Consider the following 26,232-nt stretch of genomic DNA (forward strand, 5'->3'; position numbering starts at 1 on the left):
TCAGAGCCTGAGAACGGGGACTTCGGATCCTGCATCGACGGCCGGCGCATGCGGGGGACGGATGATCAGGGCGCCCGAGCGGGCCAAAAGGTTCAGCATGGAACTGTCCTGCCTGGAGAACGGCGTTACAATCTGGCGCCCGTTGCCGTCTTCCGACAGGGTCGCCCTGACATAGTCCTGCCTGCGATCGTTTTGAGCCAGGGGAGCTGCCAGCACGGCGGTCGACGGGAGGCCGGTCTCGGCCGGTGCCCCGAGCAGCGCCCTGATCAGCGGTTTCAGAAACAGCAGCCCGCAGACCAGGCTTGAGACGGGATTGCCTGGCAGACCGAGCACTCTGGTCGCGCCGAGCCGGCCGGCCATCAACGGTTTTCCGGGACGCATGGCGATGCGCCAGAACGCGAGGTCCATGCCTTGCTGGCCAAGAACCTCCTGAACGAGATCATGATCACCAACGGAAGCCCCGCCGAGCGTGACCAGAATATCCGCGCGTCCGGTGATGGCACCGCGCACGTGTTCCGCCAGCGCTATCGGATTGTCGGGCGAAATGCCGAGATCGACCGGTGCCCCGCCGCAATCCTCGACAAGAGCGGCGATGCCCGCGTGGTTGGACGCTATGATCTGGTCCGGGCCGGGCGTGGCGCCGGGCCGGACCAGTTCGTCGCCGGTTGCCAGGATCGCCACCCTGGGCTGCCGGCGGAGCGGGAGAACCGCATGGTTCATGGCGGCGGCGAGTGCAAGATGCCGGTAGCTCAGTTTCAGGGGCGGCTCCAGCAGGACGTCGCCCTCGGCAAAATCGAGGCCGGCAGGCCGAACATGGGCGCCGATTGCCGGAGGTTCAAGCACGGTAATGCGATCGCCGTCGCGACTGGCGTTTTCCTGAATGAGAATGGTGTCGGCGCCCTCGGGAACGGGCGCTCCGGTGAAGATGCGCACAGCCTGGCCTGCCTGCACCTGACCGGTGAACCCGTGCCCGGCCGGCGCTTCGCCGATGACCTCCAGCCGTGTCCGGTCTGCCTGCAAGTCCCGGTGTCGAACGGCATAGCCATCCATTGCGGAGGCGGCAAAAGGCGGCTGCGTGCGTGTGGATATGAGCGGCGCCGCCAGAATGCGGCCGTTCGCACGGGCGAGCGGCACCTGCTCCGTCTCTGTCGGCGCAGCGTCCGCCAACAGTTTGCGCAAGGCTTCCTCGACGGGCATCAGGCTCATCAGGTGCCGCCCTGGCTGCCGTCGGTTTCCAGTGTCCAGTGGCCCGACTTGCCACCGGCTTTCTCGACGAGGCGGATGTCGCCGATGACCATGCCGCGGTCGACGGCCTTGGCCATGTCGTAGATGGTCAGGCAAGCCAGGGAACAGGCGGTCAGGGCTTCCATCTCGACGCCGGTTTGGCCGCTGACCTTGGTCAAGGCGGTCACGACGAGCCCGGGCAGTGTCTCGTCGGGTTCGATGTCGACGGTGACCTTGGACAGCATCAGGGGGTGACACAAGGGGATCAGGTCATGGGTTTTCTTGGCGGCGAGAATTCCGGCAAGACGGGCCGTGCCGATAACGTCGCCCTTCTTGGCATTGCCGGAGCGGATCAGTTCCAGCGTTTCCGGCCGCATTGTGACAGAGCCGCGCGCCACCGCGATCCGATGCGTGACGTTCTTGTCCGAGACATCCACCATGTTGGCGGCGCCGGCCTCGTCCAGATGAGTCAGTTTGGAATCAGGCCCGCCCATTGTCCGTCCTATTGCGCTGGTGAAAGAGCTGGACGCGCCAACAGGGTTTTCGTCGCAGCGGCGACATCGTCCTGCCGCATCAGGCTTTCTCCGATCAGGAACGCGGCAATGCCGACCTTGTTCATCCGGTCCAGATCCGCCGGGGTGAACAATCCGGATTCTCCGACCACGATGCGGTCATCCGGTACCTTGGGCGCCAGCTCCTCGCTGGTTTCCAGCCGGGTTTCGAATGTCTTCAGGTTGCGGTTGTTGATGCCGATCATCGGAGAGGAAAGCTTCAGCGCGCGATCAAGCTCCTGACTGTCATGGACCTCCAGAAGCACGTCCATTCCCAGGTCGAACGCCGTGTCCTCGAGCCGCCTTGCGGTGTCGTCGTCCACCGCGGCGAGGATGATCAGGATACAGTCGCCACCCCAGGCGCGGGCCTCGTAGACCTGGTAGGGATCGTAAAGGAAATCCTTGCGCAGGGCGGGCAGGGCGACGGCATCCCGGGCCGAAGTCAGATAGTCCGGCCTGCCCTGAAAGGAGGGCGCGTCGGTGAGAACGGACAGGCAGGCCGCTCCGCCGGCCTCATATGCCCTGGCCAGAAGCGGGGGATCGAAATCCTCCCGGATCAGGCCCTTGGACGGGCTTGCCTTCTTGATCTCCGCGATCAGTGCATAGTCGCCGGAGGCGCACCTGGCCTCGATCGCCTTCAGGAAACCGCGCGGCGCGGAGACATCGTTCAGCCGGGCCTTGAGATCGGGCAGTGGCGTCGCGGATTTCGCGGCGGCGATTTCCTCGCGTTTGTAGGCTTCGATTTTCTGGAGGATATCGGCCATGTTCTATCCGTTTGACGCTGCAACAAGCTTTTCAAGTGTGTCCGCCGCCGAGCCACTGTCAATGGATTGAGCAGCCAGCTCGACGCCGGTCTTCAAATCGCTCACCTTGTCCGCGACCAGCAGTGAGGCTGCGGCATTGAAGAGGACGATGTCGCGATACGCGTTCCGGGTTCCGGCCAGGACCTCACGCAGCGCCCTTGCGTTTTCAGCCGGCAGGCCGCCCTTCAGGTCCGCGGGATCGGCGATCGGCAGTCCGACATCCTGTGGCGAGATCTCGAACGATCTCAGCTCGCCGTCCTTGAGTTCGCTCACAAACGTAGGGCCGGTTGTCGTGATTTCATCCATGCCGTCGGAGCCATGCACGACCCAGGCTTTCCTGGACCCCAGCGCCTTCAGGGCTTCCGCAACCGGTTCCACCCATTTTCGGGCAAATACACCGACCAGCTGCCGGCTGACGCCCGCCGGATTGGACAGGGGCCCGAGCAGGTTGAAAATTGTCCGCGTGCCAAGTTCCACCCGGGTCGGACCGACATGTTTCATCGCCGCATGATGGAGCGGAGCGAACATGAAACCGATGCCGGCCTTGTGGAGGCAATCGGATATCTGTTTCGGACCAATGTCGATATTGACGCCAAGTTCCGCCAGGGCCTCGGCGGCGCCCGATTTCGACGACAGGGACCTGTTGCCGTGCTTGGCGACGGGCACGCCACAGCCGGCGACCACCAACGCGGTACAGGTCGAGATGTTGTAGCTGCCGGAATTGTCGCCACCGGTGCCGACGATGTCGATGGCATCGTCCGGTGCCACCACCGGCAGCATCTTCGAGCGCATGGTGGCGACAGCGCCTGTGACCTCGGCGATGCTTTCGCCGCGCACGCGCAGCGCCATCAGGAAGCCGCCCAGTTGGGAGGGAGTGGCCGCACCGGACAGGATCACCTCGAAGGCTTCCCTGGCCTCGTCGAGGCTCAGGGCATGGCCGTCAGCGACCTTGGCGATCAGGTCCTTGAATGTGCTCATGAAGTCTGTCCACCCACTTCAGGTCAGTATTCGTTCAGTCCCAGAATCTGGCTGACGGCGGCGTTGTTGATTTCGACGCCCGCCTTGTTCTCGCGGTCCGTGATGAACTGGCCAAGCAGCGTGTCCGACAATTGCCGGGAAAGCTGGCCGCCGATACTTGCTGCCTGCGACGCGGCGGGGTCGAACTCCGGAACGGTCGAACCGGTGACTTTCAGGACCAGCCGTCCCGTGCCGTCGGCAGAAACGGTTTCCGCCGTCGTGCCGACCGGCCCGCCGAACACCGCTTCTATCGCCTCACGGCCCAGATCGCCGGACGGCGTATTGCGCTTGAGATCGGAAGCTGTCCGGGCCTCGAGCCCCGACTGCGCGGCAAGTGCGAAGAAGGGTGTTCCGGTTTCGGCCTTGGCGAGCAGATCCACGGCCGTGTCCTGAAGTCTGCTTGCAAGTTCGTCCCGCTTCCAGGCTTCGATCACATCCGCGCGGACCTCGTCCAGGGTGCGGTCGCGGGCAGGGATGACCTTGACCACGTCGTACCAGAGGAACCCCTGGCCACCCAGTTGCAGGACATCATTCTCGATGCCGATATCGCTCTGGAAGGTTCCGGCGACCAGACCTTCGGCGTCCGGCAGGTCGATCGTTTCGCCCGCAACGCCGTTGCCCGACGCATCAAAGGCTGCCGGAGCATCGACCGGCAGCGAGAACCGCTCGCCGACCTCGTCGAGCAGGGCGCCACCGGCCCGGGCATCTTCGATCTCGTCGAGAAGATCGAGAATTTCCCGTTCTGCCTGTTCCGTCGCAAGGCTCTGGACGATGTCGTCCCGCACGTCCTCGAATGGCTGTGTGCTTTCCGGGAGAACTTCTTCCACATTCACGATCACGGTGGAGAACCGGCCGTCGACCGTACCACTGGTTGATCCCTCTTCCAGGGAGAAGGCGGCCTCCGCAATGGCTTCGTCCAGAAAGTCGGCCCGCGCCATGACACCCAGGGTCACATCGTTGGCGTTCAGATTGCGTTCGGCCATCAATTCGTCGAATGTCTTGCCGTTCGCCAGTGCCTCGGCCGCCTCATTGGCAGCTTCCTCGGACGGGAACGACATCTGGCGGATCTTGCGGCGCTCCGGCTGGTAGAAATCGTCCTGCCGGCGTTCATATTCGGAACGCGCATCCTCCGCAGCGATGTCGTCCGGGCGCGCAAGCGCATCCGACGTCAGCGCGACATACTTGATTTCCCGGAATTCAGGTGCCCGGAAGTCGGACAGGTTGTCTTCGAAATACGCCTTGAGAACCTCGTCGGAAGGATCTTCGATCTCGCCGATGGAATCCGGTGCGATCAAAAGATAATCCACCTTGCGGCTTTCGCCCTGGAAGGCATCGAAGGCTTCCACGTAGGCTGCAGGTGCCTTCATGCCGCCGGCGAGCCCCTCGGCCAGCTGGCCGCGTTCGGCGACCTTGCGGCGCTGGACCACATACTCGTCTTCACGGTAGCCGTTCGACTGCAGAACCTGCTGCAGCCTGTTCCTGTCGTAGCGTCCTCCGGGACCCTGGAAGGCAGGGTCGCTCTGGATGATCTGTGCCAGACGGTCATCGGAGACGCCGAGGTTCATCTGGTTGGCGGTGTCGTTCAGGGCGGCCTCCGCGACCAGCTTGCCGAGCGATTGCTGCAACAGGCCGAGCGTGGCGCCCTCCGCCGGGGTCAACTGACGCCCGAACTGCTGGCTGACCCGGTTGAGATCCTGACGATAGGTCCGGTCCAGGTCGAAAAGGGAGACATCCGTGTCGCCGACCTTTGCCGCGGTGTTCTGGCCGACACCGGTCAGGAACCCGCTCACGCCCCAGACGGCGAAGCTGAAAATCAGCAGTGCGATGAAAATCTTGGCAAGCCAGGTGCCAGCGCCCTTGCGCAGCGCGTCGAGCATGACGTCTCCCGTATTCTTCTTATTCCAGCAGCCGCAAACAGGGCTGATCTCAGGGCCGGCCTTGCCGGAGCGGGCGGATCATAAAGAGGTGGTGCCGTGGCCGCAAGGCGGCATCGGTCAACTTCAGAGCCTAATTGCTTTTAGCCACTTACGGGACGATTGCAACGCCCCCGCGCTTCTGCTCTATAAGCAGCAAAATTCATATCATCTGCGGGAGAAACGGAAAATGAGCGCCAGGATCAAACCGCTGGTGGCCGGTAACTGGAAAATGAACGGCCTGAAATCGAACCAGGCGGAGTTCTACAAGATGATCGCCGGAATTCCGGACGACCTTGCCGAATCCGTTGACGCCATGATCTGCGCACCGGCAACGCTCATCGCGGCGCTGGCCGACAAGGCCGGCAGGGGCGCGATGACGGTCGGGGGACAGGATTGTCACGCCGAAGCCTCGGGCGCCCACACGGGTGACATATCGGCGGAAATGCTTGCCGATGCCGGCGCCAGCGCCGTGATCGTCGGACATTCGGAACGGCGGGCGGATCACGGCGAAACCGATTCGGACGTGAGAGCCAAGGCACAGGCGGCCTGGCGGGCGGGCCTTGTCGCGATCATCTGTGTCGGGGAGACTGAAACACAGCGCAAGGCCGGAGACGCCGTCAGTGTTGTCGAACGGCAGCTGGAGGGATCCGTGCCGGATGGAGCCACAGCTGAAAACACGGTGATTGCCTATGAGCCTGTCTGGGCAATCGGCACCGGCCTGACCCCGACCGCGGGCGACGTTGCCGACATGCACAAGGCGATGCGGCAGGCCCTGGTGGGCCGCCTGGCCGATGCCGGCGGTTCCATGCGCCTGCTCTATGGAGGGTCGGTCAAGCCGGCGAATGCCGGAGAACTGATGGCGGTCAGCAATGTGGACGGTGCCCTGGTGGGCGGTGCCAGCCTCAAGGCGGACGACTTCCTCGGCATCCTGGACGCCTATTCACGGAGCTAGGATCCGGGCTGAAAAGCGCGCAATCCGGACCAACCCGGCGGACGTGGAGCTGACGGACGCCTAAAGAGTGCCGCATGCTTGAGCGGGCAAACCTTGAGCAAGCGGCGCGCTGCCGCCGATGGGCGGTTTGCCGCCATTAAACGGGTCCAGGTGAACGAGATACGCTCTCGGCTCTTGAAGCTTGTGTGACGAAGGCGCAATTGAAGGGTGGAAAGCTGGTGGCGTCTGGTGTAGAAGGCCGCCAATCTTGAATTCATACAGAATGGCATTCGATGGAAACCGTAGTCATCGTCATCCACCTGATGGTCGTGTTGGCCCTGGTGCTTGTTGTCCTCCTTCAGCGATCCGAAGGCGGCGCGCTTGGTATAGGCGGTGGCGGGGGCGGTGGCCTGATGTCCAGCCGGGGCACTGCCAACATTCTGACGCGCGCAACGGCGATCCTGGCGGTCGGATTTTTCGTGACGTCCCTGGCGCTCAGCCTGATCGCGAAGAACCAGGAACGTCCCGGATCCATTCTGGACGCGGTGCCCACTGCGACCCAGGGCGCTCCTGCGACCGGTGACACGCCGGCGGACAGCGGGACCGGCGGCATCCTCGATTCGCTGAAACAGCAGAGCCAACCTTCCGGACCCCAGGTCCCGGCCGCGCAGTAAGGCGGCCGAGAGGGCCGAACGGCCCGTTCATCCGACATATGCCCTGCGGCTGAACTCGCAGGGCATTTTTATGTGTTGAGAACGCAACTCCAGAGTGGCCAAGGCGCCCTCGGCAAGAATATGGTATCGGTCCATGGCGCGATATATTTTCATCACTGGCGGCGTGGTCTCCTCGCTTGGTAAAGGTCTGGCTTCGGCGGCTCTGGGTGCATTGCTCCAGGCGCGTGGCTACAAGGTTCGACTGCGCAAGCTCGATCCCTATCTCAATGTCGATCCGGGCACCATGAGTCCGTATCAGCACGGCGAGTGCTTCGTCACCGACGACGGTGCCGAAACGGATCTCGACCTGGGGCACTACGAACGCTTCACCGGGCGGCCCGCCAACCAGCAGGACAACATCACCACCGGCCGGATCTACCAGGACATCATCGCCAAGGAACGGCGCGGCGATTACCTTGGCGGAACCGTTCAGGTCATTCCCCACGTGACCGATGCCATCAAGAATTTTGTTCTCGACGGCAATGAAGACTATGACTTCGTGCTGGTGGAAATCGGCGGGACGGTCGGCGATATCGAGGGTCTGCCCTATTTCGAGGCGATCCGGCAGCTCGGCAACGATCTGCCGCGTGGCGACGTGGTTTATGTTCACCTGACCCTGATGCCCTATATTCCTAGTGCCGGGGAAATGAAGACCAAGCCGACCCAGCACTCGGTGAAGGAACTGCGTTCCATCGGCATCCAGCCCGACATTCTCATGATCCGCTGCGACCGGCCGATCCCGGAGACGGAAAAACGCAAGCTTTCGCTGTTCTGCAACGTGCGTGAAAGCGCGGTCATTCCGGCCTATGACGTGAAGTCGATCTACGACGTGCCGATCGCCTATCACAAGGAAGGTCTTGACGACGAAGTGCTGGCAGCCTTCGGCATCAAGGGTGCGCCCGCACCCACCCTCGACCGCTGGGAAGGCATTTCGGAAGCCGTTGCGAATCCCGAGGGCGAGGTCAAGATCGCCATTGTCGGCAAGTACACGGTGCTCAAGGATGCCTACAAGTCGCTGATCGAGGCGCTGGTCCATGGCGGTATCGCCAATCGGGTGAAGGTCGACTTCGAATGGATCGAATCGGAAACCTTCGAGAAGGAGGATCCGGGACCCTATCTGGAAGGCGTGCACGGCATTCTGGTGCCGGGCGGCTTTGGCGAACGCGGGTCGGAAGGTAAGATTGCCGCGGCGCATTTCGCCCGCACGCGCGAGATTCCCTATTTCGGCATCTGCTTCGGCATGCAGATGGCGGTTCTGGAAGCCGCCCGCAATCTTGCGGGCATCACGCAGGCCAACTCGACCGAATTCGGCCCGACGCCGGAACCGGTCGTCGGCCTGATGACCGAATGGACCAAGGGCAATGCCAGGGAAGTCCGCGATTCGGAAGGCGATCTCGGCGGCACGATGCGGCTTGGCGCCTATCCCGCGGCCCTCAAGTCCGGCTCCCGGATCGCCGACATTTATGGCGCGACCCACATTTCCGAACGGCATCGTCACCGCTATGAAGTGAATATCGGCTATCGCGAGCAGCTCGAGAAATGCGGCCTGATCTTTGCCGGAACGTCTCCGGACGGCGTTCTGCCCGAAACGGTCGAAATCGCAAACCACCCCTGGTTTGTCGGTGTGCAATATCATCCGGAACTCAAGTCCCGTCCGTTCGAGCCACATCCGCTGTTCGCCTCGTTCATCGGTGCGGCTGTTCAGCAAAGCCGGCTCGTCTAGGGCGCCGGTGCCAGGCATTGGACGAGAAGGCATTGGACGAGAAAGCTGGGGACGAGAAGGCTGGGGACGAGAGGGCAGGACCATGGTGCGCGGACTGGATCACGTTGTTGTAGCGGTGAACGATCACCAGGCCGCCGGTCGGGCGTTCGAGGAACTCGGTTTCACCGTGACCCCGGAAAACCGGCACGCCTGGGGAACTGCCAACCGGCTTGTCCAACTGGACGGGTTCTTCATCGAACTCTTGAGTGTTGTCGAGCCCGAAAAGATTGTGGAGGCTTCCCCCGGGGTGTTTTCATTCGGCGCCTTCAACCGGGACTTTCTTGAACAACGGCAAGGGGCCAGCATGCTGGTGCTGGACAGTTCCGGCGCTGAGCAGGACCGGTCCGACTTTCAGAAAGCCGGTCTCACGCTGTTCCAGCCGTTTTCCTTCGAGCGCATCGCCAATCTGCCGGACGGCTCAACCGCGAAGGTCGCCTTTGACCTGACCTTCGCCGAGAATCCACTGAGCCCCGAAATCGGGTATTTCGCCTGCTGCAACCGCTATCCGGACAGTTTCTGGAAACCCGATTTTCAAAAACACCGGAACGGCGCGACGTCCGTTCGCGCGGTCTATCTGCTCGCCGAAGACCCTTCCGATCATCACGAATTTCTCGGCGGTTTTACCGGTCAGCGCGAAATGCGTGCCACCAGTCTCGGGCTGGAGATCGCCACGGCGCGGGGCAGGATTCATGTGGTGACGCCCCATGCCTATGAATCCCTTTTGGGACCGGACGCATTGGCCGGTGCCAGAGGCAGTCTGCCCAGGATCGCGGCTCTGGACGTTGCCTGCAAGGGGCTTGAACAACGCAGGACCGTGCCCGCCGACCGGCTGTCGGGCCTGACCCTGATCCTGTCACCCGCGGATTAGTCAGGCTGCCCGATTTGGCAGCTCCGTCTGGTCACCTTTTCTGACACCTATTCTGGCCACCTATTCTGGCCACCTCGTCTGGCCGCCTTGTCTGGCAAGCCGATCTGGCCGCCCGGTCTTTGCGTCTCGTCATGCCGCCCGTTGGGCCGAAGACGTGTCGTTTGACGGTCACTTCCATGTGAGAGGGTATCCGGGATTGAAAATGCAGGCGAAATTCCCTTGTGAATTGAAAAACACGGGCACATTAGCCTCTTGTTGAATCATTCAGCCCTTTTATAGTGAGGCCAGGCACGCACCGCGACCCGGCGGCCGGCCAGCGGAGTTTCATAATGCCCTTTTTGCGTTTCGCCTCGAAGTCCCGTTTCCTTGCCCTTGCCACGGTAACATCGGTTTTTCTGGCCGGTTGTTCCGATGACAGCAAGAAGCAGGCCGCGCCCAAAGCGCCGCCGCCTTCCGTGACCGTGGCGAAAGTCAGCAGTCAGGATATTCGCCAAAGCACGCGATTCGTCGGTCAGATTGCCGCCGTCGATCAGGTGGATCTGGTTGCCCGCGTCAGCGGGTTTCTGGAAAAAAAAGCGGTTCCGGACGGATCGATCGTCAAAAAGGGTGATCTGCTGTTCACCATCGAGAAGGCGCAATACGAGGCCTCCCTGAACAAGGCGAAAGCCGATCTGGCAAGCGCGAAAGCCGACGCCGCCTTGAAGGCAGCCGACGAGAAACGCGACAAGGACCTTCTGGAAAAGGGCCATGTTTCGGAGGCCGCCTACGAAGCGACGCTCGCGCAGAAAGAGCAGGCGGATGCCTCGGTCGACGCGGCGGAAGCGGCGCAGGAGGAAGCCGAACTCAACCTCAGCTATACGGACGTCAAGGCGCCGTTTCCCGGCCAGATGGGCAAGACGACCTACAGTGTCGGCGAAGTGGTCGGCCCCGACACGCAGGCCCTCGCCAAGCTCATCCGGCTGGCCCCGGTCTATGTCAGTTTTTCGGTCAGCGAAGCCGAGTATCTCAATGCGGTGAAAACGCATGGCATCAACCCGGCAGACATCTCGCCGGAAAAATCTCCCGATATCAATCTGGTGCTGCCGAACGGGCAGGCCTACGGCGAGAAGGGCAAGATTGTCTATATCGACAATCAGGTCGATGCGGCCACCGGGACAATCTCCTTCCGCGGCCAGTTTGAAAACAGCGACACGCGGCTGCTGTCCGGAACCTATGTCACCGTTGTTCTGGAGGCGCCCAAGACCGAGACCGCTCTGATGGTGCCGCAGGCCGCGATACAGCGCGACCAGCAAGGCGCTTTCGCGCTGGCGATCACGGCCGACAAGAAGGTCGAGCAGAAATATGTCGAACTCGGCGCGCAGGTGGCGGCCAATTTTGTCGTCACCAAGGGACTGGACGACGGTACGGAAGTCATCGTGGAGGGCCTGCAGAAAGTGCGGCCAGGTGTCGTCGTGACACCGGTTCTTGCCACCAAGCCGGTGGAGTAAAGCCAGATGTTTTCCCGCTTTTTCATATACCGGCCGAAATTCGCGCTGGTGATCTCCATCGTGATCACGATCGCCGGGTTGCTCGGCTATGTGTCGCTGCCGGTCGAGCAGTTCCCGAACATCACGCCACCAGTGGTCAATGTCGCGGCAACCTATACCGGTGCCAACGCGGAAGTGCTTGAGGAGACCGTCGCGGCCCCGATCGAGGGGCAGGTCAACGGCGTCGACGACATGCTCTACATGCAGTCGACGAGCAATGACAGCGGGACCTACTCCCTGAACGTGACATTCGCGGTCGGCACCGATCCGGACATTGCCACGGTCAACACGCAGAACCGCGCCAATCAGGCGACCAGCCAGTTGCCCAGCGAAGTGACGGCCAATGGTGTGACCGTGCAGAAAGCCAGCACCAACATGCTGCTGGTGATCACGCTGTATTCGCCGAAGGGCACCTATGACGAGGTGTTCCTGTCCAACTACGCCTCGATCAATCTCAAGGACGCGCTGGCACGAGTGCCGGGCGTCGGCCGTGCCGACGTGATGACCGACTACGCCTATGGCATGCGCATCTGGCTGGACCCGGACCGGCTGGCGAGCCTCGGCATGGCCCCGAGCGACTTCATCGCGGCCGTGAAGGACCAGAACATTCAGGTTGCCGCCGGCCAGATCGGCGCACCGCCGGTCCCCGACGGACAGCAGTTTCAATACACGATCAAGGCCAAGGGCCGGCTGACGAGCGTGGAGGAATTCGAAAACATCATCCTGCGGACGGGAGACGACGGCGCAGTCGTCACCATCGGCGATGTCGCGCGGGTCGATCTGGGCGCGCAATTCTACAATGCGTCCGGCGAATTCAACGGTCAGGCCTCAACGGTTCTCGCCGTCTATCAGGCGCCCGGCGCGAACGCGCTTCAGGTGGCCGAAGATGTGCTGGCCCGTCTTGAGAGCCTGTCCAGCGTCTTTCCGGACGACCTGAAATACGGCGTTCCCTTCAACACCACGGATTTTGTCCAGGCCTCGCTCGACGACGTGATTGCCACCTTGTTCCTGACCTTCCTGCTCGTGGTCTCGGTGGTGTTCGTGTTTCTGGGAAACTGGCGGGCAACGATCATTCCGACAGTTGCAATTCCCGTTTCCCTGATCGGCACCTTCGCGATTCTGCTCGTGTTCGGCATGTCCTTGAACACGATTTCCCTGTTCGCGCTTGTGCTGGCCATCGGGATCGTGGTGGACGACGCCATCGTGGTCGTGGAAAACGTGGAACGCATCATTGCCGATGAGGGACTGCCGCCCAAGGAGGCAACCGCCAAGGCGATGGAGCAGATCACCAGCCCGGTGATCGCCACCACGCTGGTGCTGCTGGCCGTGTTCGTGCCGACGATCTTCATGCCGGGGATCACGGGCGCGCTTTATTCCCAGTTCGCCGTGACCATATCCGTCTCGGTGGTCATTTCCTCCATCAACGCCCTGACGTTGTCACCCGCCCTGTGCGGGCTGATCCTGAAGGCCCGGTCCGGGCCGCCGCGCGGGATCATGGGCCTGTTCGACCGGGGGATCACCAATGTGCGCGATGGCTATACCGCCATCGTCAGGCGCCTGGTCCGGGTCGCCTTTGTCGGACTTGTGATCGTCGCCGGGGCGGTGGCGGTCATCATGTCGCTCGGTAGCACGCTGCCTCAGGGCTTTCTGCCTTCGGAAGACCAGGGATACCTGATGGTGGACGTGCAATTGCCGGATGGCTCGGCGCTGCAACGAACCGAAACCGTCACCGCCCGGGTCGTGGATCTGGCGAAAAAGACGGCGGGCGTCGAGAATCTGGTCGTCGTCAACGGGTACTCCATCCTGAACGGCGCGACCTCCTCGAACGCGGCTCTGGTGATCGCGACCATGTCCAACTGGGAAGACAGGCAGGCGCCGGATCTGCGGATCAATGCGATCCTCGCGAAGTTCTGGGCCGAGTTCTCGACCATCCCGGGTGCCAATATCATCGCCTTCAATCCGCCGCCGATCCCGGGTCTGGGCACCACCGGCGGCGTTCAGATGATGCTTCAGCAAAGCGAGGGCACACCCCAGGATCTGGCATCCGCCGTCGGATCGATGGTCTATTCGGCCAATCAGAGCCCGGATATCGCACGGGCCTATTCAACCTTCCGGGCGAATGTGCCGCAGGTTTTCATCGATCTTGACCGGGACAAGGTCAAGTCGCTCGGCATCGATGTTGCTGATGTCTTTTCCACGCTGCAGGCCTATCTCGGCTCTTATTACATCAACGACTTCAACATTTTCGGCCGGGTCTACAAGGTCATGATCCAGGCCGACGGGGCCTTTCGCAACCAGGTCGGGGACATCGGACGGCTCTATGTCCGCGCGACGGATGGAACCATGGTGCCGATGCGCAGCGTCCTGACGACGGAAAACGTTCTCGGTCCGCAGATCCTGACCCGCTACAACATGTTCCGGTCCGCGGCAGTGATGGCCGATCCGGGGCCAGGCGCGTCCACCGGGGTGGTGATCAACGAAGTCGAGGCCGCGGCCGCTGAGGCGCTGCCACCCGGCTACAGCTATGAATGGACGGGCACGGCCCAGCAGCAGCAGGGGTCCGGCCAGATCGTCCTGTTCATCCTGCTGCTGTCGATCCTGTTCACCTATCTGTTCCTGGTGGCGCAATACGAGAGCTGGACCATGCCGGTCGCGATCCTGATGTCGGTGTCCTTCGCCATCATGGGCGCGCTTGTGGCCGTGTTTGTGACCGGGGGCAACGTCAATCTCTATACGCAGATCGGCATGATCATGCTGGTCGGCATGGGCGCCAAAAACGCCATTCTGATCGTCGAATTCGCGATGGAACAGCGCGACAGTGGCATGTCTATTCGCGACTCCGCCATTGAAGCGGGGCATTTGCGCTTCAGGGCGGTGATGATGACCGCGCTGTCGTTCCTGCTCGGTGTCGTGCCGCTGATGACGGCCTCCAGCGCGGGCGCGGCCAGCCAGAAGGCCATCGGCTTCGCCGTCTTCGGCGGCATGCTGTTCGCCACCGTGATCGGCGTGATGATGATCCCGATCCTCTATGTCTGCCTGCAGTCCATGCGCGAAACGGTCAAGGGCTGGCTCGGCGGCACCAAACCGGCCACGGAAGAAGCGCCCGCCGTGTAATTCCAACCGTGGTTGTTAGAAACCCGTTTGACCGCGTTTGGAGACTGTCCGGCAAGGAGCACGTCTAGTGCTATATGGGTCATTTGTCAGGCCCTGCGGCGCGGCAGAACAGTCTCCAGACGCGGCCATCGGAGGCTTGTTCCGGCCCGCCTATCAGCGGTGTGCAGCGCTCCGGGTCGGCGAACCGGGACTATGCCAGTAAACGGGGCCTATCAACTGCGTTCTGTCTGGGGCCGTTGCGAACCGGCCGGTCGCAGGTGAGCGGAATTTCAGGTCTGATGGCTGCCTGGCTTCCGCCGGATGGTGGCTTGCGCGCACTCAACAGGGCGTGTCCCGCCACACCGGATGGGAGCAACACGCATCAATCCGCGCGCAGCTCAACCTGCGCTCGGCCCCGGGGCGGGTGCGTTTTCGGCAGGAGCGATCTGTCTGGATAGGTCGTTGGAATAAATGGTGAGCCGACAGGGGTTCGAACCCTGGACCTACTGATTAAAAGTCAGTTGCTCTACCAGCTGAGCTATCGGCTCTCACCAAATTCCGGCGCGGGCGGGTGCGATTTTTGGCAGCGCCGCCGCGTTGGTGGCGTGTGTTTAGGCCGACAGTGACGACAATGCAAGAGGCAAATACGATTTTTTCCAGAGAGCCGGGGAAAGGTGTTTTTCCTGCCGGGTGACCGCGCATTCACAGACTTGAAACCGGTTGCAAGCCGTGTTTTCCGAAATTGTTCTTTAATAATAAAATACCGAACGTCAATAAAATCACTTACAACTCGAAATATGTTCGTGGATGCTAATCAACTTATTTCATTTTTAAGAAAATAAAGTTCGTTCTCCTGCAAAAACTGTCAGGTAGCGCAATAAAGCTTTGTGATGTAACGTTATCCCAAACATGAGAGGTTACATGCATACACCGACAATGGATCCACATTCGAGCTCCGTCGAGTTCGATTTCGTGAAAGGGCACATCGCGGCGACGATGACCCTGATTCACGGGCTGATCGATCAGGGCCTGATCGACCGGGAACGGCTGGACGCCTTTTTCGCAGCCTTCATCGGCGACCTTCCACACAGCCGCGAAACGCTCGGCTTGCGGCTGATCATCGATCAATGGCGTCAGGGGTTGCGGGACGGCGATGCGGAAGATGAGCTGAAAGGGCAGATCTTCGAGGTCATCCGGGGTGGACGTACAAGCTAGGTCGCCGGATATGACCGGCCCTGGGGTGGGGGCCGGAGCATATTTGCGAGGCTGAGACGGACGAAGCAGGACGCGACAGAGACGGGACGGGGCGCTGAGGCGCCTTTTTTGATTCACGGGGTGGCAAAGCAACTTTTTGGCCGGCTTTCACGGGCGGTTTTGAGGGTCGGCTTTTCTGGGTGGCGTTTCGCGCCGGTTTTCGCGCCGCCTGTCGGTCAAACGGGTATTTTTGCTCACAATCACTTCATTCATGCCCTAATCGCGGGTGGTAATCTGGTCAAGGGCACGGGTGTTTGTTATCCGTTGGGGAGGCGGTGCCCTGGAACCGTCGGCGGAGGGAGCGAACATCGCCTTGGTCAACACATTGCCGAACCTGTTGCGCCCGGCCGTTCACCGGATCGGCGCGGCCGTGATGCCGAAGCCCCGGTGGCCGGTCCTGACGCTCCTGCTGTTGACAGCCGTTGTGGCCGGGTTCGACAGCAACGCGCCAAGCCGGGCCGCCGACCAGCAATTTGTCACGATCGGCACCGGCGGTGTCACGGGCGTCTATTATCCCTCCGGGGGGGCCACCTGCAAGATTGTCAACGCCAGCCGGGCCGTGCACGGTGTCCGGTGCTCCGTGGAAACGACCTCCGGGTCAATCGACAACATCGACAAGATCCGCAGCGGCGAAATCGATTTCGGCTATGTCCAGTCGGATTGGCAGTCTCACGCCTATCACGGTACCTCGGCGTTCGAGACAGCCGGACCGTTTTCAGACCTGCGATCGGTGTTTTCCCTGCACACGGAAGTTGCCACCGTCGTCGTCCGGCAGGACACCTTGTTCCGGTCCTTCGCGGACCTGAAACAGGCCCGGATCAGCGTGGGCAGCAAGGGGTCGGGGTCGGCTGCCTCCTGGCACGCCCTGATCAGCCAGCTGGGATGGACAGCCACTGATCAGGCAAACCTGTCCGGCCTGAAGACGTCCGAGCTGGCCGAAGCGCTCTGTTCGGGATCCGTCGATGCCTATTTCGTTCTGATCGGCCATCCGGCAGGACTGATCGAGGAGACGCAGGAAAAATGCGCCATCCGGCTGATCGGGATTGAAGGCGCGGCGGTGGACAGCCTGCTTGAAGAGACGTCCTACTACATGCCGGCCGTCATTCCCGCCGACCTTTACAATCTAGACGGCCCGGTCAATTCCTTCGGAGTGGTCGCGACATTCGTGACCTCCGCAAAGATGCCGGATGCGATCGTCAGGACCATGGTTCAGGCCCTGCTCGATCATTTCGACAGTTTCAAGCGCCTGCATCCGGCGCTGAGCAACCTGTCCCTGCGGGACATGGCCGGTCACGGCATGAGCGCACCGCTACATCCTGGCGCATTGACCTTGTATCGCGAATTGGGTCTAGTGCCCGCGGACGGCACGGACGGGTCCGACTGAGCCGAGCCCGAACCTCTCCAAATGGTGAGTGCATCGTGAATTTGCCTCGGGACGCGAACAGACTAGAACCTGCGGTCTGACCGGATCCGTGATCCAAGCAACAACCGGAATTCAAATGATCCAGGACGTGACAATCATCGGCGCCGCGCTTGCCGGGGTTCTTTCATTCATCTCGCCTTGTGTGCTGCCGCTTGTGCCGCCGTATCTCGGTTTTCTGGCGGGGGTCTCCCTGGAACAACTGGGCGGTGAGGGCGACGACCGCGGCGCGGCGAAGAGGCGGGTCTTTTTCAGCGCGGTGTTTTTCGTGCTGGGGTTTTCGACCGTGTTTGTCATGCTCGGCGCCACGGCAAGCTTCGCTGGCCAGTTCATTCGCGGTTATCTGGACCTGTTCAGCTATATCGCCGGTGCGGCCATCATCGTCATGGGGCTACATTTTCTGGGCGTTTTCAGGATCGGCCTGCTCTACCGGGAAGCACGGGTCCATGTGGAGACCCGGCCGGCGGGGCCCCTTGGGGCCTATCTGATCGGGCTCGCATTCGGGTTCGGCTGGACACCCTGCGTCGGGCCTATTCTGGCGACCATTCTGTTCGTTGCCGGCTCCAAGGACACGGTCACTCAAGGGGCGCTTCTGTTGAGTGCCTATGCGCTCGGTCTCGGGATACCGTTCCTGATCGCAGCGCTTTTCGCCGGCCCGTTCCTGAATTTCATGAAACGGTTCCGCAAGCATATGGGACTGGTTGAAAAAGCCATGGGCGGAGTGCTCGTCGTGACCGGCGTCATGTTTCTGACCGGCCAGATGGCGGTTCTGTCCTACTGGCTGCTGGAAACCTTCCCGGCACTGCAAACCATCGGCTGACGCGGCTTCGCGTTCAAAATGCCGTGTCCCTGAACTGGGCAGCCGTCACGAGCGGGTCTCCGGCGTAAATGGCCGGCTGACAAAGCTCGGTAACATCCAGCAGATGCAGGCAGGCGATCGCCGCATCGGCGGCGTTGGCGAATGGTCCGACCATCAGGGCAATGCCGCCCTCATCGGTCTGCCTGCCCATGAGCAGGGGACGGAGATCGCGCATGCGCTCGGCATTTTGCATCTTGAAATCCGCCCAGGCCTTGGCTGCTGCGGCGGTTGACCGGAAGTGCCCGATTATGGCGCCGAAATCGCTGCGTTTGAGGTGGACATCGCCGCCGCCTTTCAGCCGCCCGGCCGGGCTGGACGGGGTGATGATTTTCGGGCGTTCGGTTGTCTGTGTCGGCGCCGCGTCGAACTCATCGGGAAGGGCCGCTTCCTGCAACGTGGGGATCGAGCCTGTCGAAGCGGGAGCGTCCGAAGTTGCAGGCAGCGGGACCCGCGGCAAGGCGGCCGGCACCTGCGGCACGATCCGAACCGGTGCGCTCGGGTCAATGGAACCTGCCGGAACCAGCTGTGTGGCGGCGCCGGTCCGGTAAAGATCGATCTGCCGCGGAGCGGATTTCTGCTGAGACCCGGCCATCACCGGGCTGGGCGCCGGCGCTTTTGCCGGTTGCGGTTTTCGCGCAGGCGTGTCCCGGCGCGCGCTCTCGGACATTTGCGCCGGCGTAGCCTTGGTAATGACGACACCGGGCCCCGGTTCGGTCGATTTGTCCCGGTCCGCAGTCACGGCCGCCGTTCCGGAGAGCCTGGCGAAGGCAACCTGTTTTTCGAGTGCGGCGATCCGCCGGGAATAGGCTCCGTTCTGTTCCGAAAGGGCACTCAGGCGGCGGCGGAGACCGACAAGCTCGCGTTGCAGGACCTCGATCTGGCCCTGGCTGATGTCGGAAGCGGGCATGCCCGGTGACGCCGGCGGGAGGCGCATCAACGCAATCGAGGCGCTGTCGCCCGCCGTTGCCGGCGTGGATGCGGTTGCCGCAACATCGCCGATGGGTGGCAGCGCAAGGCCGCCTGTTCCCGAGACCGGCGGCAGAAATGCCGCATGGTTGTAACTGAACTGATAGGAGGCCAGCCCGACGGTGCCCATGAAAACCGCGGCAAACGCCCACGACAACAGGCCGACGCGCGACGGCGTGAATGTATCCCGGACGATGTCCCGAATAGATTTTTGCGCCTGCCCTTTTGCCAAAGTCCCCGCTTCCTGAAACTGCCTGCGAATCTTACCAACGTTACCCTATCAGGGGCTGATTATGGTTAATGAAACGCAAACCGGAGCGCTTGTGCAGTCAGATCTTTCAATGTTCTGTGGATCGGGGCATATAGAGGCGCATTCGCGTCCGCGGTACCCGAAAAAATGACACTGGATCTTTCATGACATTGCGTTCCTGCCTTTCAATCGTCCTTGCCGCGGGGCTGGGAACCCGGATGAAGTCCGATCTTCCGAAGGTGATGCACGAGATTGGCGGTTTGCCGCTCGTCGGTCATGTCGTCAAGGCACTCGAGCAGGCGGGGTCGGACCGGATTTCCGTCGTGACCGGTCCGGCAATGTCCGAACTCGAGGCGCTGGTGCATGACATCGCGCCTGGAGTGTCCTGTCACGTTCAGGAAGAACGGCTGGGCACGGCGCATGCGGCACTGGCGGCCAGACCGGCCCTGGAAACGGCAGCAGAGGACGTCCTCGTCCTGTTCGGCGATACGCCGCTGGTGACGGCCGAGACAATCGGCGCGGTTCGCAAGTCCCTGGAGGAGGGCGCGGATGTCGCCGTTCTCGGGTTCGAGACGCTTCGCCCGTTCGGTTACGGCCGGTTGCTGACGGAAAACGGACGGCTGGTCGCGATCCGGGAGGAAAAGGACGCCACGGACGAGGAGCGCAGGATCACCTTGTGCAACTCGGGTATCATGGGGTTCCGCGGGTCTCAGGTACTGGCGCTTCTGGAAGCGATCGGCAACGAAAACATCAAGGGCGAGTATTATCTGACCGACGCCGTGGAAATTGCGAATGCGCGTGGCCTGACGGTCGTTGCGGTCGCGGGGGAGGAAGTGGAGACGCAGGGGATCAACACCCGTGCGCAACTTGCCTCCTGCGAGGCCGACTATCAGGCGCGCATGCGCCGGGCAGCGCTGGAAAACGGCTGCACGCTCCTGGCGCCGGACACTGTTTTCTTTTCCCATGACACGCATCTGGAACCGGACGTGACGGTCGAACAGAATGTCGTGTTCGGCCCCGGGGTCCGGGTCTCAAAGGGGGCCCGCATTCGCGCATTCAGCCATCTTGAAGGCGCTGTTGTCGGTGAGGGCAGCGTCATCGGTCCCTATGCGCGGTTGCGGCCGGGGGCGGTGCTGGGAGCCGAAACCCGGATCGGCAATTTCGTGGAAGTCAAGAACGCCACATTCGCTCCCGGGGCCAAAGCCAATCACCTCAGTTACATTGGCGATGCCAGTGTCGGGTCGAAGTCGAATATCGGGGCCGGCACCATTACCTGCAACTATGACGGTTTCCTGAAACACCGCACGGAAATCGGCGCAGGCAGCTTTGTCGGCTCCAGCTCGACGCTGGTGGCGCCGGTCAGTCTGGGAGACGACGTTTTCATTGCCGCCGGCAGCGTGATAACCGAGGACGTGCCGCACGGCGCGATGGCGTTCGGACGCGCGCGGCAAGTGGTCAAGGACGGCAAGGCCGTGCAGCTTAAAGCGCGACTCAAGTCGGCCAAGGAGGCGGCCAGGGAAGCCAACGGGCAATCCGCCGGGGACGCTGCCAGGGACGCCAAATCCTGACGCGTCGGGATCTTGTCACTTTCTGAAACAGGGATTGATTTCAGCTTGATCGCTTCTGTCGTCTAAAGCAGGGCGGCGTTCTGGAAAATTTTATCAAAGGGCATTTTTCATGTGTGGCATTGTTGGCGTGTTGGGTCGTACCGAAGTTGCCCCCCGCATTGTGGACTCTCTGAAACGCCTGGAATACCGGGGTTATGATTCCGCAGGGGTCGCCACGCTGGTGGACGGCGCGCTGGTGCGCCGCCGGGCCGAAGGCAAGCTTCGAAACCTGGAAGCCGCCCTTGAAAAAACGCCGCTGTCGGGAACAACCGGGATCGGCCACACGAGATGGGCGACCCATGGCGCGCCGACCGTTTCCAATGCCCATCCGCACCTGGCCGGTTCGGTGGCTGTGGTCCATAACGGCATCATCGAGAACTATCTGGAATTGCGCGATGAAATCGCCGCGGCCGGGGCCGTTCTGGGGACGGAAACGGACACGGAAGTCGTCGCCCACCTGATCAATCTGGCGCTGGAGCGCGGCAAGACGCCAAGGGAGGCCGTCGCGGGCGTGCTGCCGCGTCTGAAGGGTGCTTTTGCGCTGGCGATTCTGTTCGCTGGCGAGGACGATCTGCTGATCGGCGCCCGCAAGGGATCGCCGCTCGCGATCGGGCATGGCGACGGGGAAATGTTCTTCGGCTCGGATGCGATCGCGCTGTCCCCCTTCACCGACCGGATTACCTATCTGGATGAGGGCGACTGGGCGGTGCTGAGCCATTCCGGTGCCAGCATCTTCGACGAGAACAACGCCCCCGTCGAGCGGCCCGAGGCGAAGTCCTCGGTGACGTTCCAGCCTCATGGACAAGGGCAACTACAAGCATTTCATGGCCAAGGAAATCCATGAGCAACCCGAAGTGCTCGGCCATACGCTGTCGCGTTATTTCGACTACACGTCGAACCGGGCAAGCGTCGAGGACGCCGGAGCCCTCCGGTTCAAGGATCTGTCCAGGCTGATCATCACCGCATGCGGCACGGCCTATCTCGCCGGTCTCGTCTCCAAGTACTGGTTCGAGAAATACGCGCGCCTGCCGGTTGAAATCGACATTGCCAGCGAGTTCCGCTACCGGGAGACCCCGGTCACGGACAAAGACACGGCGCTGTTCATTTCGCAGTCGGGCGAGACGGCGGACACTCTTGCCTCGCTGCGTTACTGCAAGGCGCACGGCGCCGCGATCGGGGCGATCGTGAATGTGCCAGAGAGCACGATCGCGCGTGAAGCCGACCAGATTTTTCCGACTATCGCCGGGCCGGAAATCGGCGTTGCCTCGACCAAGGCGTTTACATGCCAGCTTGCGGTTCTGGCCGCGCTGGCGCTGCAGGCCGGCCGCGAAAGAGGCGTCTTGTCCGCGGAGCGGGAGCAGGAACTGGTCGCGGAACTGACCGAGGTTCCCAGTCTTGCGCTGAAGGCGCTAGCGGCGGAGGCGGAAATCGAGACCCTGTCTCAGCCGCTTTCCAAGGCCAGCAACGCCCTTTATCTCGGCCGGTCGACCAGTTTTCCGCTTGCCCTGGAAGGGGCGCTGAAACTGAAGGAACTGTCCTACATTCACGCCGAGGGGTACGCGGCCGGGGAGTTGAAACACGGTCCGATCGCCCTGATCGACGAGAACATGCCGGTCTTCGTGATCGCGCCGTTCGATGCGATCTTCGAGAAAACCGTTTCCAACATGCAGGAAGTGGCGGCGCGCGGAGGCCGGATCGTGCTTATTACCGACGAACGGGGCGCGGCGGAAAGCGGCAACGCGGCCGAGAACATCGTGATAATGCCGAACATGTCCGACATCGTCGCCCCGATCATCTATGCCCTGCCGGTGCAGATGATCGCCTATCACACGGCCGTATTCATGGGGACGGACGTGGATCAGCCGCGCAATCTGGCAAAATCGGTCACGGTGGAATGACCCTGGCGGGCTGAGATGCGGCGCGACTGTGGGCTCGGGACGGGACCGGGAGCAAAATGCACCGGGCGGCCGCCGGGAGGCGCACCTTATGGAAAGTCAGGACAGGACAGGACAGGACAGGCGAGTTCAGGACTGGTCCGGGCTGTCGTCGGTCGAGCGGACGGGTGCACCGGATGGACGGCTCAGCACGTAGGCCGCGCTTGCGGCGATAAACAGTCCGGCGACAACGGCCAGCCAGAGATCCGGCCGGGCGGTGTAGATGAACATGCCGTACCCGAAGGCCATGCCGGAGACTGCCAGCGTCTTCGCCTTTCTGCCGATGGCACCGTGCTTGCGCCAGGCGACCACGGGCGGTCCGAATACGGGATGGCCGAGGATCCGGGCTTCCAGGGCGGGAGAGGACCTTGCAAAGCAGGCGGCCGCCAGGATGAAGAAGATCGTGCTGGGCAGCAGTGGCAGAATTGCGCCCAGAAGACCTATCCCGACACACCCGGCTCCCAAGAGTTTGAACGTGGTTCGCCGCAACACTGCCTCCGAAATCCGCATTTTTTGGGTAGATCGCTGAAAAATTAACCGAGCGAAGGATACCGCGGCGCGGTAAAAATGCTTATCTAACAGCGGTCCGTTGAAAAGACGTGCACATATAGGGACTTCAGCCGGGTGTCGCCCATGAGCCGCAGCAAACATAAATCAGATGACACGCACAAGATAGGCCATCATAGGCCGGGTGCGGCAACGCGTCTTCGAAACTATTTTCTGACGGGGCTGGTGATCACCGGTCCGATCGGAATCACGTTGTGGCTGACGTGGACCTTCATCAAATGGGTCGACGGCTGGGTGAAACCGTTTGTGCCGAAGATCTACAATCCGGACACCTACCTGCCGTTTTCCGTGCCTGGCTTCGGGTTGATCGTGGCAATCTTCGTGCTGACGATCGTCGGCTTCCTGGCAGCCAATTTTCTTGGTCGCAGCCTCATATCCTTCGGCGAAAACGTCGTTGGAAGAATGCCGCTTGTTCGTAATATTTACAGCGGCTTGAAGCAAATATTTGAGACCGTACTTGATGAACGTGGCAGCAGTTTCAACAAAGCGGCCCTGATCGAATATCCGCGCAAGGGGCTCTGGGCAATCGTGTTCATTTCCACCGAGACGAAGGGGGAAGTGGCACGGCGTCTCGCCGACAGAGCTGAGACCATGTCCGTGTTTCTTCCCACAACGCCCAATCCGACCTCCGGGTTTCTCCTGTTCGTGCCCAAGGAGGAGATCGTCGAGCTGGACATGAGTGTCGAGGATGCCGCCAAGCTCGTCATCTCCGCAGGTCTGGTCAGTCCGAAACATCCCGAGGTACTCAAGGACGTGATTGTCGATCCGCAGCAGCTGCAACGTGTCGCCGCTGATGATGAGACCTGATCAGCCAGCTCTCAGCAGCCGGATAGCGGCGTCCCTACCGAACAGGTACAGCAGGCAGCGCAGCGCGGTTCCGCGCGGAGAGGTCAGGTCGGGGTCTGTTTCCAGAATGAGCCGGGCATCGTCTCTGGCAACTTCCATCAGGTCCGCGTGATCCTCGGCGCGTGCAATCCTGAAGCCCGGCGTGCCCGACTGGCGGGTGCCGAGGATTTCACCGCCGCCGCGCAGTTTCAGATCCTCCTCCGCTATGAGGAAGCCGTCATTGGTCTCGCGCATGATGTTGAGCCGGGCGCCCGCGGTCTCGCCGAGCGGTCCCTTGTATAGAAGGACGCAGGAGGACGTCTTGTCGCTGCGGCCGACGCGGCCCCGGAGCTGATGCAACTGTGCGAGCCCGAACCGCTCGGCATGTTCGATCACGATGATGGTGGCGTCGGGAACGTCCACACCGACCTCGATGACGGTGGTGGCGACAAGAACCCTGGTCGTGCCGGATTTGAAGTCGCCCATTGCGGCATCCTTCTCCGCGGCGGTCATACGGCCGTGGACCAGCGAGACCTTTTGCCTGAAAACCTGTTCCAGGACCCGGTGCCGGTCTTCCACCGCGGCGAGGTCGATTTTCTCCGATTCCTCGACCAGTGGGCACACCCAGTAAACTTTCTGTCCCTCGGCGATCGCCGCGCCCACGCGGGAGATGATTTCCTCAAGACGGTCCAGGGACACCGAGACCGTGGCGATCGGTTTGCGGCCTGCCGGCTTGCCGGTCAGCCGGGAGACGTCCATGTCGCCGAAACACGTGAGTACCAGCGTGCGCGGAATCGGGGTTGCCGTCATGACCAGAACGTCGACGCCCTGGCCTTTTTCGGAAAGGGCCAGACGCTGATGCACCCCGAAGCGGTGCTGCTCGTCGACCACCACCAGCCCGAGGTTCCGGAAGGTGACGGTTCCCTGAAACAGGGCGTGTGTGCCGACCACAAGGTCGATCTCACCTGCGTCGATCTGCGCCTGGCGGGAGCGCCGCTCCTTCTGGGTGTCCTTGCCGGTCATCAGGGCCAGGCGGATGCCGGCCTTGTCGCACAGCGGGGCCAGGGAGGCGTAGTGCTGACGGGCAAGGATCTCGGTCGGGGCCATCAGCGCGCCTTGCGCGCCGGTTTCGATCACCTGTGCCAGCGCGGCAAGGGCAACCACGGTCTTGCCCGCGCCGACATCGCCCTGAAGTAGACGGAGCATGCGCACCGGCCTGGCAAGATCCTCGTTGATTTCCTCGATGGCCCCGACCTGACTGTCCGTGAGCTGGAAGGGAAGGGCGGAGATGACCGCCCGCTGCAGGTCTCCCGTCGGGCGGCGGGCAATTCCGCCAAGTGTGCGCATGTGAGCCCGGACCATTGCGAGGGCCAACTGACTTGCCAGCAGCTCATCATAGGCAAGGCGTTGCAGATACGGCGAGTTCGGGTCCAGATCCTGCCGTTCCGCCGGTGCGTGAACCGTCTTCAGGGCCTCGGCGAAATCCGGCCAGCCGGTTTGGTGCAGATAGGCATCGTTCAGCCATTCCGGCAATCGCGGAATACGGCCTACCGCGGCGCGAACGGCCTTTTGCAGGGTCTTGGAGGCAAGTCCGGCGGTCAGCGGATAGACCGGTTCGACCGCCGGCATCTCGGCGGCTTCCTCCGGGGCGAGCGCATAGTCGGGATGCACCATCTGCGGCCGGTCATGGAACCATTCGACCTTTCCCGAAACGATCCGCCGGGCCCCTTCCGGAAAGGTCTTTTCCAACCAGTCGCGGCGTGGATGAAAGAACACGAACGTGATCTCGCCGGTGTCGTCATGCGCGCTGATCCGGTAGGGCGCCCTGGAACTTCCGGGCGGCGCCATATGGCGGCCGACAATGACATCGAGCGTGACGATGTCGCCGTTTTCCGAATAGGCGATTCCGGGCCGGTGACGGCGGTCGATCAGGCTGTGGGGGAGGTGGAACAGGAGATCGGCGACGGTGGCATCCCGGTCGGGCTGGCTGCCGACCAGCGCGGAAACCAGCTTGGCGATCTTCGGTCCGATGCCGGGGAGGGTCGAGACCGGGGCAAAAAGGGGATCGAGGACCGGAGGGCGCATGGTCGGCTGGCAAACCTTGATGGGATCGGCGGGCCTTTCGGCGAGCGAGGCTCCTGTTCTG

General features: G+C 62.1%; 19 protein-coding genes, 1 tRNA gene and 1 pseudogene. 12 read left to right on the forward strand and 9 right to left on the reverse strand.

Translation table 11 applies throughout. The features are described 5' to 3' along the window. From AC0VX3_RS14275 to AC0VX3_RS14295, 5 genes are read right to left on the reverse strand one after another with little or no spacing between them, the layout of a single operon-like run. A complete protein-coding gene (locus AC0VX3_RS14275; RefSeq protein ID WP_475521078.1) occupies window positions 1-1,206 on the reverse strand; it encodes a molybdopterin molybdotransferase MoeA in 1,206 nt (401 codons plus the stop codon). Beyond that, window positions 1,206-1,718 carry a cyclic pyranopterin monophosphate synthase MoaC gene (gene moaC, locus AC0VX3_RS14280; protein WP_475521079.1) on the reverse strand — a complete coding sequence of 171 codons (513 nt, stop codon included), beginning with the start codon at window positions 1,716-1,718 and terminating at the stop codon, window positions 1,206-1,208. Before moaC ends, AC0VX3_RS14275 begins: the two co-directional genes overlap by 1 nt. A gap of 8 nt (window positions 1,719-1,726) precedes the next feature. After that, entirely contained in the window at window positions 1,727-2,539 is an 813-nt protein-coding gene (gene trpC / locus AC0VX3_RS14285) for an indole-3-glycerol phosphate synthase TrpC (RefSeq protein ID WP_342895103.1), read from the reverse strand. A gap of 3 nt (window positions 2,540-2,542) precedes the next feature. Next, entirely contained in the window at window positions 2,543-3,556 is a 1,014-nt protein-coding gene (trpD, locus tag AC0VX3_RS14290; protein WP_475521080.1) for an anthranilate phosphoribosyltransferase, read from the reverse strand. A 23-nt stretch (window positions 3,557-3,579) separates the two neighbouring features. Then, a complete protein-coding gene (locus AC0VX3_RS14295) occupies window positions 3,580-5,472 on the reverse strand; it encodes a SurA N-terminal domain-containing protein (RefSeq protein ID WP_475521081.1) in 1,893 nt (630 codons plus the stop codon). A 226-nt stretch (window positions 5,473-5,698) separates the two neighbouring features. Here AC0VX3_RS14295 and tpiA point away from each other — a divergent pair, with 226 nt between their 5' ends. The 6 genes from tpiA to AC0VX3_RS14325 all read left to right on the forward strand — a co-directional run bounded on the left by tpiA (window position 5,699) and on the right by AC0VX3_RS14325 (window position 14,425). Next, window positions 5,699-6,463 carry a triose-phosphate isomerase gene (gene tpiA / locus AC0VX3_RS14300; protein WP_475521082.1) on the forward strand — a complete coding sequence of 255 codons (765 nt, stop codon included), beginning with the start codon at window positions 5,699-5,701 and terminating at the stop codon, window positions 6,461-6,463. A 272-nt stretch (window positions 6,464-6,735) separates the two neighbouring features. Further along, the gene (secG, locus tag AC0VX3_RS14305; protein ID WP_342895107.1) at window positions 6,736-7,116 is read left to right on the forward strand and encodes a preprotein translocase subunit SecG; all 381 of its coding nucleotides are present in this window, start codon (window positions 6,736-6,738) and stop codon (window positions 7,114-7,116) included. A gap of 133 nt (window positions 7,117-7,249) precedes the next feature. Next, complete coding sequence (locus tag AC0VX3_RS14310) at window positions 7,250-8,878, forward strand: CTP synthase (protein ID WP_475521083.1); 1,629 nt, start codon at window positions 7,250-7,252, stop codon at window positions 8,876-8,878. An 82-nt stretch (window positions 8,879-8,960) separates the two neighbouring features. Continuing rightward, entirely contained in the window at window positions 8,961-9,785 is an 825-nt protein-coding gene (locus tag AC0VX3_RS14315) for a VOC family protein (RefSeq protein WP_475521084.1), read from the forward strand. Window positions 9,786-10,114: 329 nt separating this feature from the next. Beyond that, window positions 10,115-11,272, forward strand: a complete 1,158-nt coding sequence (locus AC0VX3_RS14320) for an efflux RND transporter periplasmic adaptor subunit (protein WP_475521085.1) — start codon at window positions 10,115-10,117, stop codon at window positions 11,270-11,272. Between the two features lie 6 nt (window positions 11,273-11,278). Continuing rightward, window positions 11,279-14,425 carry an efflux RND transporter permease subunit gene (locus tag AC0VX3_RS14325; RefSeq protein WP_475521086.1) on the forward strand — a complete coding sequence of 1,049 codons (3,147 nt, stop codon included), beginning with the start codon at window positions 11,279-11,281 and terminating at the stop codon, window positions 14,423-14,425. 451 nt (window positions 14,426-14,876) lie between these two features. Here the strand turns inward: AC0VX3_RS14325 and AC0VX3_RS14330 are convergent. Then, window positions 14,877-14,952: transfer RNA gene (locus AC0VX3_RS14330), tRNA-Lys, on the reverse strand. A 373-nt stretch (window positions 14,953-15,325) separates the two neighbouring features. Here AC0VX3_RS14330 and AC0VX3_RS14335 point away from each other — a divergent pair. The 3 genes from AC0VX3_RS14335 to AC0VX3_RS14345 all read left to right on the forward strand — a co-directional run bounded on the left by AC0VX3_RS14335 (window position 15,326) and on the right by AC0VX3_RS14345 (window position 17,898). Further along, window positions 15,326-15,619: a hypothetical protein gene (locus tag AC0VX3_RS14335; protein ID WP_342895112.1), complete on the forward strand. Its 294-nt coding sequence runs from the start codon at window positions 15,326-15,328 to the stop codon at window positions 15,617-15,619. Window positions 15,620-15,971: 352 nt separating this feature from the next. Further along, window positions 15,972-17,042: a TAXI family TRAP transporter solute-binding subunit gene (locus AC0VX3_RS14340; RefSeq protein WP_475521087.1), complete on the forward strand. Its 1,071-nt coding sequence runs from the start codon at window positions 15,972-15,974 to the stop codon at window positions 17,040-17,042. 115 nt (window positions 17,043-17,157) lie between these two features. Further along, on the forward strand, window positions 17,158-17,898 hold the full coding sequence (locus AC0VX3_RS14345; RefSeq protein ID WP_348147138.1) for a cytochrome c biogenesis CcdA family protein: 741 nt from the start codon (window positions 17,158-17,160) through the stop codon (window positions 17,896-17,898). 13 nt (window positions 17,899-17,911) lie between these two features. Here AC0VX3_RS14345 and AC0VX3_RS14350 read toward each other — a convergent pair whose 3' ends face one another. Continuing rightward, window positions 17,912-19,135 carry a hypothetical protein gene (locus AC0VX3_RS14350; RefSeq protein WP_475521088.1) on the reverse strand — a complete coding sequence of 408 codons (1,224 nt, stop codon included), beginning with the start codon at window positions 19,133-19,135 and terminating at the stop codon, window positions 17,912-17,914. Window positions 19,136-19,317: 182 nt separating this feature from the next. On the opposite strand from AC0VX3_RS14350, the gene glmU reads away from it, so the two are divergent. Both glmU and glmS read left to right on the forward strand, forming a co-directional pair. After that, window positions 19,318-20,721, forward strand: a complete 1,404-nt coding sequence (gene glmU / locus AC0VX3_RS14355) for a bifunctional UDP-N-acetylglucosamine diphosphorylase/glucosamine-1-phosphate N-acetyltransferase GlmU (RefSeq protein ID WP_475521089.1) — start codon at window positions 19,318-19,320, stop codon at window positions 20,719-20,721. A 109-nt stretch (window positions 20,722-20,830) separates the two neighbouring features. Further along, a pseudogene (gene glmS / locus AC0VX3_RS14360) lies at window positions 20,831-22,658 on the forward strand (glutamine--fructose-6-phosphate transaminase (isomerizing)). A gap of 126 nt (window positions 22,659-22,784) precedes the next feature. Here glmS and AC0VX3_RS14365 read toward each other — a convergent pair. After that, window positions 22,785-23,186 (reverse strand): YbaN family protein, encoded by a 402-nt coding sequence (locus tag AC0VX3_RS14365; protein ID WP_475521090.1) that lies wholly within the window; start codon window positions 23,184-23,186, stop codon window positions 22,785-22,787. A gap of 141 nt (window positions 23,187-23,327) precedes the next feature. Between AC0VX3_RS14365 and AC0VX3_RS14370 the strand changes: the two genes are divergently transcribed. Beyond that, complete coding sequence (locus AC0VX3_RS14370; protein WP_475521091.1) at window positions 23,328-24,068, forward strand: DUF502 domain-containing protein; 741 nt, start codon at window positions 23,328-23,330, stop codon at window positions 24,066-24,068. Here the strand turns inward: AC0VX3_RS14370 and recG are convergent, their stop codons facing one another. Beyond that, complete coding sequence (gene recG / locus AC0VX3_RS14375) at window positions 24,069-26,171, reverse strand: ATP-dependent DNA helicase RecG (RefSeq protein WP_475521092.1); 2,103 nt, start codon at window positions 26,169-26,171, stop codon at window positions 24,069-24,071. It lies immediately after the preceding gene. Window positions 26,172-26,232 lie beyond the last annotated feature (61 nt).

Source organism: Roseibium sp. QJM3NY_11 (assembly GCF_056173175.1).

Bases quoted from the DNA above. Each gene is read 5' to 3' on its own strand.
- AC0VX3_RS14370 (WP_475521091.1), top strand. From the start codon at position 23,328: ATGAGCCGCAGCAAACATAAATCAGATGACACGCACAAGATAGGCCAT.
- AC0VX3_RS14325 (WP_475521086.1), top strand. From the start codon at position 11,279: ATGTTTTCCCGCTTTTTCATATACCGGCCGAAATTCGCGCTGGTGATC.
- AC0VX3_RS14295 (WP_475521081.1), bottom strand. From the start codon at position 5,472: ATGCTCGACGCGCTGCGCAAGGGCGCTGGCACCTGGCTTGCCAAGATT.
- AC0VX3_RS14315 (WP_475521084.1), top strand. From the start codon at position 8,961: ATGGTGCGCGGACTGGATCACGTTGTTGTAGCGGTGAACGATCACCAG.
- AC0VX3_RS14335 (WP_342895112.1), top strand. From the start codon at position 15,326: ATGCATACACCGACAATGGATCCACATTCGAGCTCCGTCGAGTTCGAT.
- AC0VX3_RS14320 (WP_475521085.1), top strand. From the start codon at position 10,115: ATGCCCTTTTTGCGTTTCGCCTCGAAGTCCCGTTTCCTTGCCCTTGCC.
- AC0VX3_RS14310 (WP_475521083.1), top strand. From the start codon at position 7,250: ATGGCGCGATATATTTTCATCACTGGCGGCGTGGTCTCCTCGCTTGGT.
- trpC (WP_342895103.1), bottom strand. From the start codon at position 2,539: ATGGCCGATATCCTCCAGAAAATCGAAGCCTACAAACGCGAGGAAATC.
- moaC (WP_475521079.1), bottom strand. From the start codon at position 1,718: ATGGGCGGGCCTGATTCCAAACTGACTCATCTGGACGAGGCCGGCGCC.
- recG (WP_475521092.1), bottom strand. From the start codon at position 26,171: ATGCGCCCTCCGGTCCTCGATCCCCTTTTTGCCCCGGTCTCGACCCTC.
- secG (WP_342895107.1), top strand. From the start codon at position 6,736: ATGGAAACCGTAGTCATCGTCATCCACCTGATGGTCGTGTTGGCCCTG.
- AC0VX3_RS14275 (WP_475521078.1), bottom strand. From the start codon at position 1,206: ATGAGCCTGATGCCCGTCGAGGAAGCCTTGCGCAAACTGTTGGCGGAC.
- tpiA (WP_475521082.1), top strand. From the start codon at position 5,699: ATGAGCGCCAGGATCAAACCGCTGGTGGCCGGTAACTGGAAAATGAAC.
- AC0VX3_RS14345 (WP_348147138.1), top strand. From the start codon at position 17,158: ATGATCCAGGACGTGACAATCATCGGCGCCGCGCTTGCCGGGGTTCTT.
- glmU (WP_475521089.1), top strand. From the start codon at position 19,318: ATGACATTGCGTTCCTGCCTTTCAATCGTCCTTGCCGCGGGGCTGGGA.
- trpD (WP_475521080.1), bottom strand. From the start codon at position 3,556: ATGAGCACATTCAAGGACCTGATCGCCAAGGTCGCTGACGGCCATGCC.